This window comes from Weissella cibaria, assembly GCF_004521965.1.
GTDB lineage: Bacteria > Bacillota > Bacilli > Lactobacillales > Lactobacillaceae > Weissella > Weissella cibaria_A.
This window is the reverse complement of sequence record NZ_SDGK01000006.1, coordinates 19,152-39,428: the sequence shown is the minus strand read 5'-3', so window position 1 is coordinate 39,428 and position 20,277 is coordinate 19,152. Positions and strand designations below refer to the sequence as shown.

General features: G+C 45.1%; 20 protein-coding genes. All 20 read right to left on the bottom strand.

Going from position 1 to position 20,277, the window contains the following annotated elements; translation table 11 throughout:
* Positions 1–9: 9 nt before the first annotated feature.
* Positions 10–2,652 carry a DNA mismatch repair protein MutS gene (gene mutS, locus EST42_RS00475; RefSeq protein ID WP_134643737.1) on the bottom strand — a complete coding sequence of 881 codons (2,643 nt, stop codon included), beginning with the start codon at positions 2,650–2,652 and terminating at the stop codon, positions 10–12.
* Between the two features lie 74 nt (positions 2,653–2,726).
* On the bottom strand, positions 2,727–3,269 hold the full coding sequence (locus EST42_RS00470; protein ID WP_134643736.1) for a DUF177 domain-containing protein: 543 nt from the start codon (positions 3,267–3,269) through the stop codon (positions 2,727–2,729).
* Between the two features lie 3 nt (positions 3,270–3,272).
* The gene (locus EST42_RS00465) at positions 3,273–4,466 is read right to left on the bottom strand and encodes a nucleotidyltransferase (RefSeq protein WP_134643735.1); all 1,194 of its coding nucleotides are present in this window, start codon (positions 4,464–4,466) and stop codon (positions 3,273–3,275) included.
* A 17-nt stretch (positions 4,467–4,483) separates the two neighbouring features.
* On the bottom strand, positions 4,484–5,230 hold the full coding sequence (locus tag EST42_RS00460) for a class I SAM-dependent DNA methyltransferase (RefSeq protein WP_134643734.1): 747 nt from the start codon (positions 5,228–5,230) through the stop codon (positions 4,484–4,486).
* Positions 5,230–5,601, bottom strand: a complete 372-nt coding sequence (gene rsfS / locus EST42_RS00455; RefSeq protein ID WP_134643733.1) for a ribosome silencing factor — start codon at positions 5,599–5,601, stop codon at positions 5,230–5,232. The genes EST42_RS00460 and rsfS overlap by 1 nt, the downstream gene beginning before the upstream one ends.
* Complete coding sequence (yqeK, locus tag EST42_RS00450) at positions 5,601–6,200, bottom strand: bis(5'-nucleosyl)-tetraphosphatase (symmetrical) YqeK (RefSeq protein WP_134643732.1); 600 nt, start codon at positions 6,198–6,200, stop codon at positions 5,601–5,603. The genes rsfS and yqeK overlap by 1 nt, the downstream gene beginning before the upstream one ends.
* Positions 6,163–6,828, bottom strand: a complete 666-nt coding sequence (locus EST42_RS00445) for a nicotinate-nucleotide adenylyltransferase (RefSeq protein WP_134643731.1) — start codon at positions 6,826–6,828, stop codon at positions 6,163–6,165. The genes yqeK and EST42_RS00445 overlap by 38 nt, the downstream gene beginning before the upstream one ends.
* Positions 6,829–6,855: 27 nt before the next feature.
* A complete protein-coding gene (gene yhbY / locus EST42_RS00440; protein ID WP_043707651.1) occupies positions 6,856–7,170 on the bottom strand; it encodes a ribosome assembly RNA-binding protein YhbY in 315 nt (104 codons plus the stop codon).
* Between the two features lies 1 nt (position 7,171).
* Positions 7,172–8,311: a ribosome biogenesis GTPase YqeH gene (gene yqeH / locus EST42_RS00435; protein ID WP_425335769.1), complete on the bottom strand. Its 1,140-nt coding sequence runs from the start codon at positions 8,309–8,311 to the stop codon at positions 7,172–7,174.
* Positions 8,307–8,834, bottom strand: a complete 528-nt coding sequence (locus EST42_RS00430) for a YqeG family HAD IIIA-type phosphatase (protein ID WP_134643729.1) — start codon at positions 8,832–8,834, stop codon at positions 8,307–8,309. The genes yqeH and EST42_RS00430 overlap by 5 nt, the downstream gene beginning before the upstream one ends.
* 156 nt (positions 8,835–8,990) lie before the next feature.
* On the bottom strand, positions 8,991–10,139 hold the full coding sequence (locus EST42_RS00425) for a D-alanine--D-alanine ligase family protein (protein WP_134643728.1): 1,149 nt from the start codon (positions 10,137–10,139) through the stop codon (positions 8,991–8,993).
* 68 nt (positions 10,140–10,207) lie between these two features.
* On the bottom strand, positions 10,208–11,191 hold the full coding sequence (locus EST42_RS00420) for a DUF2785 domain-containing protein (protein ID WP_134643727.1): 984 nt from the start codon (positions 11,189–11,191) through the stop codon (positions 10,208–10,210).
* 113 nt (positions 11,192–11,304) lie between these two features.
* Positions 11,305–13,137, bottom strand: a complete 1,833-nt coding sequence (locus tag EST42_RS00415) for an APC family permease (protein WP_134643726.1) — start codon at positions 13,135–13,137, stop codon at positions 11,305–11,307.
* A 185-nt stretch (positions 13,138–13,322) separates the two neighbouring features.
* Complete coding sequence (gene groL / locus EST42_RS00410; protein WP_134643725.1) at positions 13,323–14,942, bottom strand: chaperonin GroEL; 1,620 nt, start codon at positions 14,940–14,942, stop codon at positions 13,323–13,325.
* A 49-nt stretch (positions 14,943–14,991) separates the two neighbouring features.
* The gene (locus EST42_RS00405) at positions 14,992–15,267 is read right to left on the bottom strand and encodes a co-chaperone GroES (RefSeq protein WP_010373518.1); all 276 of its coding nucleotides are present in this window, start codon (positions 15,265–15,267) and stop codon (positions 14,992–14,994) included.
* 165 nt (positions 15,268–15,432) lie between these two features.
* Positions 15,433–17,391 (bottom strand): ABC-F family ATP-binding cassette domain-containing protein, encoded by a 1,959-nt coding sequence (locus tag EST42_RS00400; RefSeq protein WP_134643724.1) that lies wholly within the window; start codon positions 17,389–17,391, stop codon positions 15,433–15,435.
* A 126-nt stretch (positions 17,392–17,517) separates the two neighbouring features.
* Positions 17,518–17,736, bottom strand: a complete 219-nt coding sequence (locus EST42_RS00395; RefSeq protein WP_134643723.1) for a hypothetical protein — start codon at positions 17,734–17,736, stop codon at positions 17,518–17,520.
* 178 nt (positions 17,737–17,914) lie between these two features.
* Complete coding sequence (locus tag EST42_RS00390) at positions 17,915–18,616, bottom strand: glycosyl transferase (protein ID WP_134643722.1); 702 nt, start codon at positions 18,614–18,616, stop codon at positions 17,915–17,917.
* Between the two features lie 11 nt (positions 18,617–18,627).
* Positions 18,628–19,368: a glycosyltransferase gene (locus EST42_RS10805; RefSeq protein WP_245150305.1), complete on the bottom strand. Its 741-nt coding sequence runs from the start codon at positions 19,366–19,368 to the stop codon at positions 18,628–18,630.
* A 24-nt stretch (positions 19,369–19,392) separates the two neighbouring features.
* Positions 19,393–20,142, bottom strand: a complete 750-nt coding sequence (locus tag EST42_RS10800) for a glycosyltransferase family protein (RefSeq protein ID WP_245150304.1) — start codon at positions 20,140–20,142, stop codon at positions 19,393–19,395.
* Between the last annotated feature and the right edge of the window lie 135 nt (positions 20,143–20,277).

Below are 20,277 nucleotides of genomic sequence, written 5' to 3'. Positions count from 1 at the left end.
AATCCTCTTTTACTTCATTTGCTTTTGCCACCCATTTAACTTCATCATGGCATCTAATGGCGTCATTGTTGCAATATTTGTTGCTTTAATTTCATCCAAAACGGCTTGCGTGGCTGGATCAATTTCTGGTCCAACTGCAAACAAGTCTAACTGCGTATCTGCTGGTTCAGTCGTCGTGACCTCGGGTTCCGGCTCAGCCACCGGCGCCTGATATGTGGCAACTGGTTCAGCTAGCTTAGCAGATTGTGTTGGCGCTGTCGCTTCCAATGACACATCCTGAGCCTCCAAGTTGGCCAAAATATCAGCCGCCCGGTCAATCAAACTATCTGGTAAACCCGCCAATTTGGCAACGTTAATCCCGTAACTTTGATCTGCAGGACCTGTTAAGACCTTGTGTGAAAAGACCAGCTCACCATTCTCTTCTGTCGCACCAACGTGAACATTTCGCAAATTAGGCAACTCATCAGCTAGCGCCGTTAACTCGTGATAGTGAGTTGAGAATAATGTTTTCGCCTTCGTGTTATTGTGTACGTGTTCAATAATCGCTTGCGCCAACGCCATCCCATCATAGGTTGCTGTTCCGCGTCCAAGTTCATCAAACAAAATTAATGATCGCTTTGTGGCGTTCTGAATGGCTGTATTTGCCTCAGACATTTCCACCATGAAAGTTGAATTACCTGAAATCAAGTCATCCGCCGCCCCGATGCGGGTAAAGATTTGATCAAAAATAGGCAACTCAGCTTCGCTAGCTGGCACGTACGAACCGATTTGAGCCATCACAACCGTCAAAGCTAATTGACGCATATAAGTTGACTTACCGGACATATTCGGTCCAGTAATCAACATGATGGTCTCATCCTCATCCATAAACACATCATTGGCCACATAAGATTGGTGACCCAACACTTTTTCAACAACCGGGTGGCGACCGTCTTTAATCACTAACCGTTGCTTATCCGTCAACTCAGGCCGCGTAAACTTATAGTCTTCTGCCACGGTTGCCAATGATTGTAGCACATCCAACTCAGCCAACGTGGCAGCGAGCTTTTGAATACGGGTAATGTTATTTTTAATTTGCTCACGCACTTCCGTAAATAACAGGTATTCCAAGTCACTCGACTTTGTTTCGGCTTCCAGAATCATTTGCTCACGATCCTTTAGTTCGGGTGTGATAAAACGTTCCGCATTGACCAATGTTTGCTTACGCGTATAACGATCTGGGTCGAGTTTATCAATGTTCGCTTTAGTGACTTCGATGTAGTAGCCAAACACCTTGTTAAAACCGATTTTCAACGAACTAATACCAGTTTCGCTACGTTCCTTCGCCTCTAATTCAGCCAACCATTGCTTACCATTCTTCATAACACTGCGATATTCATCTAGGCGTGTGTTATACCCAGCTCGAATCACACCACCATCAGTGACCGAAATTGGTGGTTCTTCAGCGATAGCCGTGGAAATTAACTTTTCAATGTCTGCAACAGGGTCAATTCGACGTAGTAAATCACCGAAAACGGCAGGATCTAAATCTCCCAGCGTTACCATGATATCTGGCACTTGTCGCAACGAATTACGCAACTGCAATAAGTCACGGCCGTTTGCTGTACCATACGCCACGCGTCCAGCCAAACGTTCCAAATCGTAGACTGACTTCAATGTTTCTTGCAATGCCGCCCGCGAGAAGAAATCTTTGAGTAACTCACCAATCTTGTCATAGCGTTGCTCAATCGTTTCCCGATCCAGTAATGGTTGTTCCAACCATTGCTTTAAGGCACGACCACCCATTGCAGTTTTCGTGTTGTCCAGCAACCATAAGAGGGTACCAGGCCGTTGTTGGGTGCGTAAATTAACCGTTAATTCCAAATTAGCGCGTGAGTTACGATCTAACTTCAAATATTGGGCGATTTCGTATGATGCCGCCATTTGCAAATGATCAAGTGACCGCTTTTGTGTCGCAAACAGATAGGCCAATAACACATCGGCGGCCTCTTTTTGTTCTGGCACCGTCAGTTGTTGCGTCAAATACGACGTTTCCGCGTTGGCCGCTTCTTCATCCTGATGTGACACCAAAATTCCCAAACTGGTTAAATTGGCCGTCAAATCATCTGACAACGTTGCGTTTGTGACAATTTCCTTAGTTTCCAGGCGACTGATTTCATTAAGTACGCCCCCAGTTGCAGTCACCGTGGTCGCTTTAACTTCACCCGTCGATAGATCAGCGTATGCCAAGCCGAAGCCACCCGTTGGGGTCATTGATAGACTAACTAGATAGTTATTTTCTTTCGCCGCATCAGCACTCGTGCGCATCCGGGTACCAGGTGTCACCAGTTGGACAACCTCGCGCTTAACCATTCCTTCTACTTCAGCCGGATTTTCCATCTGTTCAACAACCGCAACTTTATATCCCTTATCGACCAAAATATCGATATAATTCTGGGCGGCGTGATGTGGTACGCCAGCCATCGGAATCGGTTCAGCGGAATTCTTATTCCGTTGGGTTAACGTTAATTCCAATAATTGTGAGCCCAAAACGGCATCGTCATTAAACAGTTCATAAAAATCTCCCAGACGATAAAACAAAAATGCATCTGGATATTGCTCCTTGATTTCGTTGTACTGCTTCATCATCGGCGTTTCTTTCGGCTTAGCCATTATGCAAGTATTCCTTCCGTTTAAAATGTGGAAAAACGCTCACCGGTTCAACGCCGGTAAGCGCCTTTGTTTAACTAATCTTCATCCTTGAACAAGTCAGCCAAACCAGCCAGTGGCGTATTTGCTTGTACTGGCTCTTCTTCCTTTTTCTTGTCAAAGTCATCTTCAGAAATCACTGCCCAACCATTTCCTTCAGGCATTGGTTGATTTTGTTCTTCTTCAGTCAACACTTGCAATGGTACTGACAATGCCACATACTCAGCCAATGCCTGGTTGAAATCGATCACACCATCTTCAACTAAGATGACTGAATCTTCAATTTCATAACGGTCAGCGTGCGCTTCATTTTGCAAGTAAACTTCGTCAATGTCAAAATCAATTGGCATTTCAACAGGTTCCAATGAACGTGTTGACGGTGTCACTAGTTGTCCCTTCACATTCGCGTGAACGATGATGTCTTCACGATCTGCTTGTGCAAAACCCGTCACTGTCAACGGGGTAACATCTAAAATGACATCCCCAAACGTTGTTGTAATTTCATCCTTCAAATCCACAACTTCATTGAACTGGAGTGCTTCTGTCTTATACTTCTGGAGTTCCACAAATTGCCACTTCATGATCTATCCTCTTTCTATAAAAACTGGAATGCGACCGGTGTCCTGCGCCTTTGCAAGATCGGCTGGTCGTTGTGAGAAAAGTTGATACAATCGACCAGCTCGATAATCAAGCGCTAAAATGCCGGTTAAATCATCCTTTTCAACTTTATGTATCACCGGCAACGAAAACTCATCACGCTGTTGCTTGAGATAACGACGACCAAGGGTCGTGACCCCAAGCATACGTAAATAAGGGGTTGCCATCGCGGTTTGCATTTCCGCGCTTGTAATATTTAAAACAGTGTACAGTAACGTGCGTTGTAGGCGCGCTTGTGTATATCGTTTCGACTTATACGCTGCCATAAATGACGTAAAATCAGTCGCTAAGTGTTGCGCCACCTGCTCTTGCAATCGATACGCTAAACCATCCGTTAACTGATAAATTTGTTCAAGCTCAGCAATTGGCGTCGTCATCACTTTCGTTTGCAACGCGTGGTACCAAGTCGTTGACCAAGGTGCGGTTTGAGCCCCTTGGGCTAACAACTCAGCAGCTTGCTGTCCAACGTACGGTAAGAAAGACGTTGTTGGTGCTTGTTTGTCCATTAATTCTCGGATTGCAGTTGCACTGGCAATATGATCATCAACCAAACGTGTTTCATGATAGCCCGCTTTAATCCGTTGGATTGGTTGCAGCGTGATTGTCCCTATTAAGTTCAATTCGATGACAGCGGTCGCATACGCAAACCCTAACATATCATTTGGATCAGTTAATCGAAAGCCAACAACGTCCGCCAGCACATCATTAAATGCCGTGGCATAAGTTTGGCTATAGTCAGTTGAAAACTGTTTGTCAGCCATTAACCGTTGATGGGCCTGTTGCGCTAGCGCTAGAAAGTCTAAGTCGCCGTGTTCAGCACCAAAGACAATCGTTTTCACACCCGCATTGGCAAGCAATTGCACTGCACCACGCGCAAAAATATGCGCCGGCTGTACCGCAAATGCGAACGGCAATTCAAAAACTAAATCAACCCCGCCTAGTAATGCCAGTTCCGCCCGCTGCCACTTATCAAAGCTAGCTGGTACCCCACGTTGCACGTAGTTACCACTCATGACAGCGACCACGACGTCAGCACCGGTTAGTGCTTTCGCTTGTGCCACATGGTAAGCGTGTCCATTGTGGAACGGATTATATTCGGTTATTAGCCCAACAGCCTCCATTACCAGCTCACTCCTTTTTAAGCTTTCGTTGCGTTAAAGAACCAACGTGGCGATTCAACCGTTACTGTTTCGCGCCCAAAGTCGGCCAATACCTCAATGTTGGTAAAACCAGCTTCAGTCAACAAGCGCTTATATGTTTCTAACTCGTACGTGCGCTCTGTGTGCACTTCTTGAATTTGTTGGAAGCCATCAATTTCTTCATTGTAAACAAAGAACGTTAACTCGTGTTCTACTGTGTGAGCTTGCTCCTCAACACCATATGATGACCACATAAATGCCGTCTCATCATCGTGCCAATTGTACATATAACCCGGATAGTACACATCGGTCTGCCAAGGCGAAATCACGTCAAACAAAAATTGACCATCATCTTCCAAGTGAGCTGCAACTTGCTTAAAGGCTTGCAGCGTTTCTTCTTCAGACGCCAGATAATTGAAAGAATCCGCAAACGACGTAATGGTTGCAAACTTTTGCTCGTAATCTGACCATTCACGCATATCACCTTCAATTAGTGGCAACATCACATCTGCTTCCTGTGCGTGTTGTGCTGCCAAAGCCAACATTTCAGTTGATAAATCAAAGACCGTGACTTCTTCGTACCCAGCCTGCTTTAATTGGATAGCCAATCGACCTGCACCACCCGCTAATTCTAATAACTTACCATCTTTGTTCTTAATGAACCTAGTAGCGTATTGGAACCAATCAGCGTATGCATCCTCATCGAACAGGTCGTCATACAACTTCGCAAAAGTTTGATAATTCATTAGAACTCTTCCTTAACAATCCAGTGGTCGATATCAATTTCGGGTGCAGCGCCCCACAACTTTTCCAAGTTGTAGAATTGACGCATCTCATCCTTGAATACGTGGACGAACAAGTCACCAAAGTCCATCAAGACCCATTCACCTTCACGACGGCCTTCGTGGCGTTGCAACTCGAATCCTGCTTCAGCCATCTTGTCTTCGATTTCATCAACAATTGCCAAAACTTGGCGTTGCGTTGGGGCATCCAAAATAAGGTAGGCATCTGCCACCAAGCTAATTTCGTGAATGTCCAAAGCCATCAAGTTTTCAGCGCGCTTTTGATCGGCGGCCTTAACAGCTACTTCCAACATTTCGTTTACTTTGTTTTCCATTACTTCTCTACACTCCATGCGTTGTAAGTCAAAAGCGTTCCCGGATAAACCGGCACGCGCTTTTCAATGAGGTACGCTAATGTGTGGCCCGTTTGCCATCCCACACTAGCCGCAAGGTCATCAAACGCCAAAACTCGAACTTCTTCGACCCTTGGGAAGTCACGCCCTGCTTCAATATAATCTGCCATATAAATGATTTGACTCAGCGTCGTCATATAAGGGGCACCTGTTGTGTGCTGACGAATTGCCGTTAGGATATCTTCGTTTTGAATGCCCAGCTCATCCTTGATCATTTCTGCGCCAACGATACCGTGCCAAACGTTGTTACCCCAATTAACCAAATCCGGATCCAATTGCTTTTCCGCAATCTTCGCCAAGAAGTCAGCATCTGAGCGTTCCTTGGCGTAATCGTGCGTCAAAGCTGCCACAGAAGCCAACTCTGCATCAATGCCCCACTTGTCTGCTAGCCGAACTGCCATTTCCTCCACACGTAGGACGTGCTGGAAACGGTAATCAGACATAGCAGCTTGTGCAGCTGCAACTAAACTTGCTCGTGACCCGTTATAGTACCGGCCCCGATAAATCATCTCGTTTGTCATCCATGTATAACCCGTTTTCTACAATGTAGGCCGCCACCATATCTGGTAGCAAGTAACGAACCGACTGCTTGGTCGCAATTCGCTTTCGAATATCCGTTGAACTGATTTCAAGGTTTGGCACCTCAACCCATTTCACTGGATAATCCGATTCTCGTGGTTGTCCTGGTCGATTAACCCCGACAAAATTCACTAACTTCAACAAGTCATCAATGCGATACCATGTTTTCAGATAAGCGACTTCATCACCGCCGATGATGAAATAGTATTCATAATTAGGGTGCTCAATTTTTAATTGCAACATGGTGTTGTACGTATAACTCTTACCACCTCGCTGCACTTCCAGCAGTTCCAAACCAAAATGGCTGTTACCTGCAATGGCTGCTTGCACCATTTTGGCACGATGCAAGGGATCGATTGCCCCCTTAGGATCAACATGCGGCGGCTTAGCATTTGGCATAAAGTAAACTTTATCTAAGCCGAGCTGTTCAGCGACTTGTTCGCCAATCATCAAATGTCCCAAGTGGGGTGGATTAAATGTGCCACCTAAAATACCAATTTTCTTTGTCTCACCGACAAAACTACGCTCAGCTCGTGCCTGCGTCATTGTCTTCTCGATTGTATTATTCATGCCCGAACCCCCGCTCCGAGAGTGATGTTAAATTTTTTGAACGGCGACAGAGTAGCGACGGTTCTCTTTGTCAGCTGACTCTCCGAACAATACTAGCGTGTGTCCAATCGTTTGAACAACTTGAATATCCGTGTTCTCTTCGATAAATTCCTTCAAATCGGCAACTTCAACATCTGAGTTTGCCAAGATATTAACCTTGAACAACTCGCGCTTGTTAATTGCATCTGAAAGTTGGTCCAACCAGTTTTGTGTCAATCCTTGCTTACCAATACTAAAGAGTGGTCGCATGTCGTGCGCTGAGGCACGTAGGTAACGCTTTTGCTTACCGCGTAGTGAAATCATATTAAATCATTGCCCTTCGTGTTAATACTGAAACACCCTCGGGTGCCCAGCCTGCTACTACCGTGTTGGCTGGAACTGTAATCCAGCCCAATCCATCAATCACGATATCCGTCTTCTCAGTCACCTTAAACTCGTGACGCTGCAATGGTGGCAACATGTCTAAGTTTTCCGTTGTTGGTGGCATCAATAGTTCACCGGCGTGCTTTCTGTAGAACTCATCCGCCTTTTCCAACTTCGTCCGGTGAATCATCAAATTATTTTCAAAGTAAGCCGTAATGCCGGCCCTATCACCTTGAATGAAATCAAAACGGGCCAAGGCCCCCATGAACAACGTTTGTTCTGGGTTCAATTGATACGTCTTTGGCTTCAATTCCTTTTGTGGTGAAACGTACTTCAAATCCTTCGGCGCCAAGTAGTGCGCCATTTGATCTTGGTGAATGATTCCTGGTGTATCAATAATGAATGTGTCATCATCAAGTGGAATTTCAATACGATCCAACGTTGTTCCTGGGAAACGTGACGTTGTGATGACATCCTTTGAATCACCAGTTGCATCCTTAATGATTTGGTTGATCAACGTTGACTTACCAACGTTCGTCACACCAACGACGTAAACTGAACGGCCTTCACGATACTTTTCAATCATATCCAACAGTTCAGGAACATCATCACCGCTCTTACCTGAAGTCAACATCACATCAATTGGACGCAACCCAGCTACATTAGCTTGTTGACGCATCCAATCCTTAATCTTTGAACGCTTCAAAGACTTTGGCAAAACATCAACCTTGTTGCCAACCAACAAAACCGGGTTCTTGCCAACAAAGCGGTGCAAGCCTGGAATCAATGACCCTGAGAAGTCAAAGACGTCCATCACGTAAACAACCAAAGAGTCAGTCGTTGAAATCTCATTCAATAACAAACGGAAATCATCATCCGTCAAATCAACGGGTTGAATTTCGTTATAGTGACGCAAACGGAAGCAACGTTGGCACAATACTTCTTCATTTTCAAAGCCCTTAAGCAAGGCTGACATTGGGGCATAACCCAATTCGCCCTTACGCTCAGTTTGAATCAGAGCGCCACAACCAATGCAGCGCAAACCATCGTCCAAGTAACCTTGTACTTCTGTTTCACTAATCAAGAGTAGTCCTCCATTGTAGTTCTGGGTGGGCATTCAACATGCGCTTCTTAACACCCTTTTCAAAAAAACGATTAATCTTTGTATTCCACTGGTCAGTCTCAATTAGCGGCTTAACCAAAATGCTTCGAACGCCATAATTATTAGATGACCAGACGTCAGTTAATAATTGATCGCCGACCATGACAACTTCTTGCTTTGCCAAGCCAAACGTTGTTGTGGCTTCGTTTAGACCACGGGTCAGTGGCTTCAAAGCACGTGAGACAAATGGCAACTTCAAAGGTTCAGCAACGCGTGCGATACGGGGTGCTGAATTATTTGAAACGATCATTACGGGGATTCCTGCCTCGTTCATTTGTTCAAGCCAGTCATGCAATTCCGTTGTGCCGTCTGGGTTATTCCAAGCAATCAACGTGTTGTCCAAGTCAGTCAGCACTGCCTTGATTCCTTGAGCCTTTAATTGTTCAGGCGTCAAACGGTAGATTGCATCAATCATCCAAGTTGGTGTAAATGATTCAGTCATTTTAAGTCCTTTTCTACAAATTGTCTTACTATAAATTATACGCTAAATAATGGCGTTTATAAAGTGGCGATAGCTAGTTAAGCATCGCGCGTTGCCACATGCCACCAAATAAAAAAACCAGCAACAACACTGTTACTGATTGTTTTTAAATCCATATTACTTAGCGCGCTCGGCGTTGTACTTCTTTTCACCAACGTGCTCTTCACCCAATGACACGAAGTCGTATGACAACTTGGCATTGCGTTCGAATTCAGCCAAACCGTAGTTGATAATTTCATCAATCAAGTTCGTGTAGCTGATACCTGAAACTTCCCACATTTGTGGATATAATGAGATATTCGTAAAGCCAGGCAATGTGTTTGGCTCACCCAAGTATGGTGTGCCATCAGCGTCAATCATAAAGTCCATACGAGTCAACCCAACAAGTCCCAATGCCTTGTAAGCGTTTAAGGCCATGTCAGTGATTTCCTTTTCAAGGTCATCCCCTAACTCAACTGGCAATTCAAAAACCATGCCTGACGCATCAACGAACTTGTTGTTGTAGTCGTACCAAATATCTTGTTCAGGCAAAACAATACCACCCAAACGAGATGCACGTGGTTGTTCATTACCCAAGATTGAAATGAATACTTCGCGTGGCTTGGTCAACGCTGCTTCAACCAAAACCTTGTAGTCGTATTGCAAAGCGTCCTTAACACCAACTTCGAATTCTGCAGCGTTTGTGACGCGTGAAATACCAACTGATGAGCCTTGCTTGGCAGCCTTAACGAATAGTACTTCCGTACCAAGTTCCTTAACCAGACCCTCGTACGTGTAGTCTTGGAAGTTTTGATCCGTCAACAACACATACTTCGTGTTACGGATACCAGCTTGGTTCAAGATACGCTTCGTCAAATCCTTGTCAAATGACATTGCTGAAGCTGCAGTACCGGGTCCGATGTATGGCTTTTGCAACAAGCGGAACAACGCCTGCAACGTACCGTCTTCACCCAAGTTACCGTGCACGACTGGGTAGAACAAGTCAATTTCTGGCATCTCACCCAAAACTGCGATTGGTGCCAGCGGGTTCTTCAAGTCCATCTTTGACTTTGCTGCTGCCACAATCGTGTCTTCGTCTTCACCATCAAATACGCGCTTTGAATCAGCGGCATTGATCATGATTCCGTCCTTAGAAATCAAGAAAACCGTTACGTTGTACTTTTCCTTGTCCATTGCATCGTAAATGTTGCGTGCTGAACGCTTTGAAACGTCGTGTTCTGATGAATTACCACCAAAGAACATCGCAATGTTTAGCTTTTCTGACATGTCCATCTCCCTGTCAAACTGATTTATTTGGAACCCTCAGTATAACACGTTCCTGAATTCTTGATAAGTTACGCTAGAAAGTTTCGCGCTTCGTTAAGATAATTATAAATTTCTTTAGGTAACTTTTCGCGTAATAGTAACCCTTGCAGTAAACGTTGTTGGTTGTACATGCGATGCCAATCAGCCTCAACTTCTGGCTGCATCTGACGGGTCATTTCTTGACGCCATTGCTTTAATTGCTTCAAGAAGTAATCGCGATACAGCGGATTCATGTTCACTAACATCACGATATAGCTATCAATTCGACGGTTTTCACCCATGACCAATGGCGTGTCCAAACGCTTAATCCGTTCAATCAACACCGTCAATAAGAAAATCTTGTCTGCACGGGTCACAGCATCGTCGTTTGATAAATCATCCAACATATTACCAATGTGTAAGAATGTGTGAGCCCAACCCTTACCTTCAACAAAGCCCCGTGTGTCGTGTTCCAGCGCAATATAAGTCGCTAAGTTATCAATCATCATTTCATGCAAATCATCCGTAAACAAATCAAAGTCGTTCGTTCGATTAGCATAATTCAACATTGATAGAATAAACACAGCAAATGATCGGAAGAAAATACCATCATTATTTGTTTCAGTAATGTGTGAAAACAAGACAGAATCCTGTAAGAGGTAGCGTGTCATCATAACAACTTGGTTATCACTGAAAATATGATTCTGTAAGCCATCACTGACAAAGAAAAACACACCACGATCACGTACTTCAGGGTCAGTCTGACGCAAACCCGTCATCATGTCCAATACGTCTTGATCTGTAACCACCACCGGTTCACCTGCAATCAACGCCGTCTGCCAATCAGACAATTTTTCTTGCAACGCACTAGCTGTGGCTGCATCTAATTGCTCAACGGTTGTTGGTGCATCATAATCAAACTGATCAATCAAGCGACCAATCTCAGCTCCCATCGAATCGAATAATTCGCCATGGTGCACTCGTTCACGGATGGCTTGTAATTCTTGTCGGACTTCATCAACGGTATAATCCATTATCTCTATCCCTTTATTTTCTCTAAATTTTTTTGCTTTCAAAATAAAAGCTATCATCAATAGGTTAACACAACCTCCTGATGATAGCAGATGAAAATATTCGTTTTTAACAACTATTCCTTTAGGTGGAAGTAGTACGTCGATACCGTGACATCACGTGAGGCCAACGCCGTACGCAAACGCAAACTATTTTGATTGTGTAAAGCATTTTGCCAACCGTGACGTGGTACGAATTGCGGAATCAAGATGGTCAAGGAATGATTACGTTCCTTAGCACCCTTCGCAATTTCATCCACGAAACGTAATGACGGCTCTGTAATTGAGCGATATGACGAGTGAATATCCACGTAGCGGACATCCGGGAATTCACGCTTGAATTCCACGCCCAAACGATGTTCCTTTTCCGGGTTTGAATCAAACGAAACGTGCATCGCCAAAACCCGATCACCCACTGATTGGGCATAGTCAATCGCATCAGCCGTTGCCTTCGTCAAGTTTGAGACCAAGACAATCACAGTCGCACCATCGTAATGATGACGCTTGACCGGTTCCTTAGACAAAACACGCAATTGCTTCGCGACAGCGCGGTAGTGCTTGTTTACAGTCCAGAACATCTTAATGAGCACAGGCATGATAATCAAGTAAGGCCAAACTGACTTGAAGTGCATCCAGAATAAGATAACCACCAAGGCAAATGAAATGGCCGCACCAACGAAATTGATTGATGCTTTACCCAGCCAGACACCTTCACGTTCACGGAACCAGTGAATAATCATTCCTGATTGTGACAACGTAAATGGAATGAACACACCCACAGCATACAATGGAATCAGCGCTTCCGTCGAACCGTTAAAGATTAACAGCAAGACGATGGCGCCAATGGCCAATGACATAATACCGTTTGAGTAGCCTAGACGATCACCCTTGTCCATGTAAATGTGCGGCATGAACTTATCCTTAGCCAAATTAAAGGCCAATTGTGGGAACGCTGAGAAGCCGGTGTTGGCAGCAACCGCCAAAATCAAAGCTGTGGCAATTTGCAACAAATAGAACAGTACGCCATGACCAAAGGTTGCTTGACCAATTTGGGCCAAAACCGTGACGTGATCATTTGGACGAATACCGTACCAATATGACAAGAACGTAATCCCGGCAAAGAAGAAGGCCAAAATCAAGGCCATAATTGACAACGTTGCCGCTGCATTACGAGGCTTTGGTTCTTTAAAGTTTGGTACGGCATTTGAAATTGCTTCAACACCAGTCAATGAAGATGAACCACTTGAGAACGCCTTCAAGAACAAGATGATACCGATATTTGATCCCGTCGTACCGATAGCCGAAGCAGCGTGGAACGCTACCTGGCCAGTAGCGATGTTATACAAACCATATAGCACCATCCCCGTAATCATCAAGATAAAGAAGTAAACCGGCACCATCAAGAAACCGGCTGACTCTCGGACACCACGCAAGTTGATTCCCATCAAAATCAAGATAATCACGACACCAATCCCAACTGCATAGGGATGTAAGGCTGGAATTGCTGAAGTAATGGCTTCTGTACCTGCCGCAACAGATACGGCCACGGTCAGCATGTAGTCAACCAACAATGAACCACCCGCGACAAGTCCTGCGTTACGTCCCCAGTTAGTTGACGTTACGACATACGCACCACCACCTGATGGGTACGCATGAATGATTTGGCGATATGACAATGTAATCGCTGCCAACAGCACCAAAACCAGAATTGCGATCGGAATCTGCATCCAAAGGGCCGCAGCACTCGCAGCGATCAACGCCGTCGTAATTTGCTCCGTACCATAGGCAACTGATGACAACGCATCAGAAGACAACAATGCCAATGCCTTGGTTCGACTCAAATGTTGCGAGCCTTCTTCCAGGGTCTTCAATGGCTTTCCAATCAACAACCGCTTTAAAAAGCGCCACATGATTAATTCGCTCCTATTAAATTAGATTTAGCTGTTACACCAATTTGTAAGACAATTTAAAATTTCTACAACGACTTATTTTAGTGCTATTTACACCCGTTGTCTATCATTGATATTTAGATAATTTTTCACAAACAAATAACCACCGCCAAGAGCATGACGGTGGTTCATTAGTTTGTATTAAATTACATCATCCCCGGCATCCCTTGAGCAGGCATTGCAGGGGCTGCGTCTTCCTTAGGTTGCTCCGCAACAACAGCTTCAGTTGTCAACAACAAAGCTGACACTGAGGCAGCGTTTTGCAAAGCTGAACGCGTCACCTTCGTTGGATCCACGATACCAGCAGCAACCATATCAACCCATTCATTAGTCGCAGCGTTGTAACCAATACCAGGCTTTTCGGCCTTCAATTGGTTCACAATCACTGATCCTTCCAAACCAGCATTTTCAGCGATTTGACGAACTGGCTCTTCCAAGGCACGACGCACAATGTTGATACCCGTTTGCACATCCCCATCCTCAGACAAGGCAGCAACCGCAGGGATTGCGTTAACCAAGGCAGTTCCACCACCAGCAACGAATCCTTCTTCAACAGCGGCACGTGTGGCATTCAAGGCGTCTTCAATACGGTACTTGCGTTCCTTCAACTCAGTTTCAGTTGCAGCACCGACGTTGATAACAGCAACACCACCGGCCAACTTAGCCAAACGCTCTTGCAACTTCTCACGATCAAAATCAGACGTTGTCTCAGCAATTTGACCCTTAATCAAGTTAACACGTTCAGCGATGGCATCCTTGTTACCAGCACCTTCAACAATCGTCGTGTTATCCTTTGAAACCGTAACCTTAGCAGCTTGACCAAGTTGGGCAATCGTAACGTCCTTCAAGTTCAAACCGAGGTCTTCGGTAATCACGGTACCACCCGTCAAGATGGCAATGTCTTCCAATTGGGCCTTACGACGGTCACCGAAGCCAGGGGCCTTAACAGCAACCACGTTAAACGTACCACGCATCTTGTTCAAGACCAATGTTGGCAAAGCTTCACCCGTAATGTCGTCAGCGATGATCAACAAAGCACGACCTTGCTCGACAACATTTTGCAACATTGGCAAGATTTCTTGAATGTTAGCAATCTTCTTATCTGTAATCAAAATGTATGGGTTGTCCAAAGATGCTTCCATCTTGTCTGTATCCGTGACCATGTATTGTGACATGTAACCGCGGTCAAATTGCATACCCTCAACAACATCCAACGTCGTTTCGATACCCTTTGACTCTTCGATGGTGATAACACCGTCGTTACCAACCTTCTCCATCGCCTCAGCAATCAACTCACCCACTTCTGAGTTGGCAGCTGAAATTGACGCAATTTGCGCAATTTCTTCCTTCGTTGATACCGTCTTTGATATGTCGTGCAATGACTTAACTGCTGCGTCCGTTGCCAATTCAATTCCACGACGCACACCAACAGGGTTAGCGCCAGCTGTCACATTCTTCAAACCTTCGTTAATGATAGCTTGTGTCAAAACAGTGGCCGTCGTCGTACCATCACCAGCGATATCGTTAGTCTTCGAGGCAACTTCAGCAACCAACTTTGCCCCCATGTCTTCAAAATGGTCTTCCAGCTCGATTGACTTGGCAATTGTCACACCATCATTCGTAATAGTTGGTGCGCCGTAGCTTTGTTCAATCACAACGTTACGTCCCTTAGGACCAATTGTCGTCTTAACCGTATTTGCAAGCTTATCAACGCCGGCTTGCATCTTAGCGCGTGCATCTTCAGCAAACTTAATGTCCTTAGCCATGATTTATTCACCCTCTATTTAATAATTTTGATTAATTGTGTTTTGTAAATTAAAGAACCGCAACAATATCCTTTTCGTGTACGACCAAGTAGTCGACACCGTCAACCGTTACTTCAGAGCCAGCATACTTATCAAAGATGACCTGGTCACCTTCCTTGACCGCAGCTGGGGCCGTCAAGTCACCAACTGATTGCGTTGAAACAGCAACAACTGTTCCGGTAACTGACTTTTCTTGAGCGTTTGACGCAAGCAAAATACCACCAACTGATTGCTCAGGTGCTTCTTCAACTTGCAAAACAACACGATCTCCCAAAGGCTTCAACATGTTATATGACCTCCATAGGCAATTATAATTTTTAGCACTCTCTTTTGTTAAGTGCTAATCAACATAAATAATAATAGCACACTGAGATATTTTTGCAACAAATTTTGTGCAATTATTTACCCGGATAAGACAAAAGCCTCGACGTTTCCTGCCGAGACTTTTGTCTTAATCATTAAATGCTTCCAGTGCCATACTTGCTTCAGTCCATTGTTCCTCGACTGTTGCTAATTGTGCATCCAACACGGCGATTTCCTTAGACAAGTCCGTCAACTTACCCAAGTCAGCACCGTTGGCTGGATCATTTAACTCCGCATTCAGTGCATCTCGCTTGGTATTCAGCGTTTCCATCTCTTCTTCAGCTGCTGACACTGCCCGTTCAATCTTACGTTGTTCTTTCTGACGTTCCTTCCGTTCTTCACGACTCACGTTCTCAATCAGCGTGGCTGATGCTTCTTTGAACTCTTCCGTCGTCTCAAAGCTAGCCTTGGCCCGGTGTGACGTCGCTTGTTCGCCAGCTGTCTTCTCCAAGTAGTAATCATAGTCACCATCGAAGAAGCGCGTGCCGTTTGGTGATAACTCAACTACCTCGGTTGCCACGGCGTTAATGAAGTAACGGTCGTGCGAAACAAAGAAAATCGTACCGTTAAACTCATTTAACGCTGTCTCAAGCACTTCACGTGAATCAATATCCAAGTGGTTGGTAGGTTCGTCAAGAATCAAAAAATTTGCGTGTTGCAATGACAACTTTGTTAGCAACAAACGTGCGCGTTCACCACCCGAAAGTGCCGACACAATCTTATCCACTGATTCACCTGAGAACATAAATGAACCTAAAATTGAGCGCACATCACGTTCTGGCATTGTTGGGTGTTCATCCCAAATTGTGTCTAAGACAGACTTCTTTGGATCCAAGGTTTGTTGCTCTTGGTCATAATAACCAACCTCAACATTCGCACCCATTTTGATTGTGCCTGCAATCAAAGGTAGCTTCCCCAAAATCGTCTTAATCAACGTTGACTTACCAATCCCGTTTGGTCCGACCAATGCCACTGCGTGTTGCTTGTCCACATCAATATTGACGTGCTCAGCCAAAATATTCGTCAAGTCGTAGCCTAGCTTCACTTCATTGACACGCATCACTTCATTACCAGACTCTTCGTCAGTCGAAAATTGGATATGAGCAACACCCGTTTCATTCTTGGGGGCTTCTAAACGCTCCATACGCTCCAACTGCTTACGGCGTGACTGAGCCCGCTTCGTCGTTGACGCGCGAACAATGTTACGGTTCACAAAGTCCTCCAGCTTCGCAATCTCTTCTTGTTGCTTGTCAAACGCCTTCTGTTCTTGCAGCACCTTAGCGGCCTTTAGCTCCATAAAGCGTGAGTAATTACCCGTGTAGTGATCCAACACACCTGAGTGCATGTCATAAATTTCGTTCACGACACGATCCAAGAAGTAACGGTCGTGGGAAACAATCAACAATGCCCCTTGGTAGTTTTGCAGATATTGCTCTAACCAAGACAGCGTTTGCATATCCAAGTGGTTCGTTGGCTCATCCAAGATTAGCAAATCAGGCGTCTCCAGCAACTGCTTTGCAATCGCCAAACGTGTGCGCTGACCACCAGATAGTGATGAAATTTTTTGATCATAGAATGATTCATCAAAACCAAATCCATGCAGCACCGATCGAATAGTTGCTTCATATCCGTAACCATTCATTTCATTGAAATCATGTTGTGCCTGATCATAAGCCGACAACAAGCTCGTGTACTCATCGCTTTCGTAATCCGTCGCTGATGCGATTTTGGCTTCCATATCACGCATCTTCTTTTCCAACGAAATCAAGCGGTCGAACGCCGTTAACATCTCATTGTAAACCGATAGATCTGAATCTAAGCCTGAATTTTGTGCCAAATAAGCGAGCTTAATGCCCTTTTTCATCGAAACGGTCCCCTCATCAGGTTGTGTTTCGCCAATTAGCATCTTCAAAAGCGTTGATTTACCGGCACCATTACGTCCGACCAAACCAACCCGACCTTTATCTTGAATCTGCATTGATATGTTTTCAAAGAACGTTACACCGCTAAAACGGCGGGCAACATTACTTGCTTGTAAAATAATCATGATTATATATCTCCGTCTCAACACCCCGCGTCCAGGGCATTGCCTAAATCTTTCTATCTAGTGTAACAGAAAACGCAAAAAATTCCGCGATAGTCAAAAGACTACCCCGAAACTATCCTTGCTATTTTAGCCTGCCCGTCTGATTTCCCGTCGCGGCGGTTGCCAGACTAAGCCGCCAATCGTCGTGACAGCAACCACCACCAGACAGAGCCATGTGTAACTCGGTAACGTATGATTGGTTTGATTACCGGCCTTCATTGCCCGCACTTCATCAGGCGCTTGATATTGGACCACCGTGCCACCGTCAAGTTGCGCACCGGTCGCGTTTGCGCCATTGGTAGTCACCCGACTAACCGTCGTTTCATCAGAAACGCCGTGCCACCCACCAAACTCAAACCGAATACAATCAACGCAACCACTATTAAGCGCTTTATGATATTCTAACCCCTTTCTCTGTTTGACTAACTTACCCATGTTAGTCGAACAGAGAAAGTCTATAACATATTACGTTAAAAAGAGCAGATTACTGGAAAACGACACCTTGCTTCTGCTTTTCATGCTGAATAAAGTACCCCCAGGCATGCATTTCGCTCTCAAACCAGAGATGCTTCCCATCGTAGTCCATAACTTCCAATGATGTTTGGACAAGTGGCCATTCATTATTCGGCTTACCTTCAATGTGTTGCCACATAAATGAGGCTCGTGCGGCAACCTCCCCAGTCGTGGTATAGAAAATAATGTTTGAGATATTCCCATTCATTTGGTAATAACGAGTTGCTGACTTAAACCCACGCCAGTCCCAAATATCCGTTACAGCAACATTGTCCAATCTATCAATGTAATGCAACATTGATGAACGGCCAGCTGGGTTGCCGGCAAATAATTCTACATCAATCACATTGCGACCGTAAGTCGTCCCAAACCGACGAGCCTGCGCCATCCCCCAATCAATGCCGTCTAAGTGATAGCGTGTCTTATCAATTTGCGGATTGTGTCGATAGTGGACCATTTTAGGATCCACTTCAGTTGCCTTTTGAAACACATCATACATATTCAACAAGTCTTGATCCGTTAAACCATGATTAGCCAAGTTCATATGCTGATCCGGATAGTACCCACGCACAACAATTTTTGCGTCATTGTCCGCTACCCGATCATCTTTTACCCGTGCAGCCACGTTGACATCAAGCGTTGGTAAATCTGAATTATCTATATATAAGTTCATCGCTAATCTCCTTAATTCGCTGCAAAGTAAGTGACACCTGCAACACCATTAATCGTCACTTCATCCGCTCGTTGACCGAGGGTGTACGCCGTCATCGTTGTACCGCCTTCTCCAACCCCAACGTTTGATAATGCAGGATCTTGAGCTGCCATCGCTGGCCAGCGCTTGTTTGCATCGTCTAGCAAACCTTGCCAAGCTTGCCACACATTTCCCTCGTAATAACGGTCACTGTGGTCATAAGCAGCATCTGAGAATGCTTGTAACTTTTGTGGATCGTTGAATAATTCAAGGAATCGATCGGCCATTTCAGAGACAAATTCATTTTCTTGACCTTCCGGTGCCCAGGCTGTCAAATAGCCATTCTCACCATTGATAATCAAGTCTTTTGGACCGTAGTTCACATTCGTCGATACACCCGGCACCCCATTTGACATGGCTTCCATCATTGAAATGTTAAACCCTTCCATCATTGACGCCAGACTATACACTTGGTGTGAATGGTGAATAGCATATAGCTCATCACGATCCGTCACGTAGTCATGCAAAGTCACAACTGGTGAATCCAAACGGCGGCCTTCATTAATATCAGTCGTCTCTTCGTCCTTCTCATCTAACATCGTTGGTTTTGGTAGCCCGTACTTATCGAACAAGTTAATCAAGTCCTTGTTGGTCTTATTGTTGCCAGTGTTGTCAAAGTAACCATAAACATCTAAGTGTGCATTTAGCCCTGGTTGCTTTTGGTTCGCGATCATCAAAGCTTCTGCTACCGCGGCAGGTCACTTGTCTGGGGCGCGACGTACAATCATCAAAACTGAATTTGGCTCGCGATCAGCCATTGGCACACGGTTCGCCTCACGAATTTCAGCTGGCACAACCCCCACCGGAATCGTAAACGGTGTTGCCTTAGGTGCATAACGCGCTACCACATCAGCCGTTTGACGTGGCATTGCAGAGATAATCGCCTGATAGTCATTCATGTGCATGAAATCAAACTCGTAGTTGTTATTTTCATCTGTTGTCATGACATCACGGGTGTCCGACGCATGTAAGTTGTGCAAATGGAACCCGATATAAGCTGGTCGATCCATGTGCAACAAGCCTTCATCAGCCGCCATCGTTCGATCCACAAACACTTCCACCATCGTGACACGATTTTCGTGCTCTAAGTCTACGTGAATCCGCCCCAAAAAACGTGTCCGTTCACTATCTTCAAACGCCATAAACGTCTCAGGCTTATCAGCCATTGGCTCCACCAATGCAACTGGGCGACCACCCCATTTAACATCTTCAGCCGTCACGATACGATCGGGCACATATTCTGTTCCTGCATAGTAATCATACATATTAATTACTTCAGCATCGTTTAGTTGCCATGCCAGCAAATCTCGATGACCATTGGCATTGTAAACCCGGGTCACGATTTTAAATGACTGACCATGCTTACGAAATAACTTACCGCGTTGCACTTGGGCGTGTTCAATCCCCGAGCCCTGTGCTGCGAGTCCCTCATTTACGAAAAAATTCATCGCACTTACCTCTTATTATCCAATTTAATAGAGTAGCCAATCAAACTTGTGATGCGAAGACACCGTTATTTCCAATCGCCACTGTCTTGATTTAAAAGTATACCAAAAAACGCCCGCAGATTAGTGCAGGCGTGT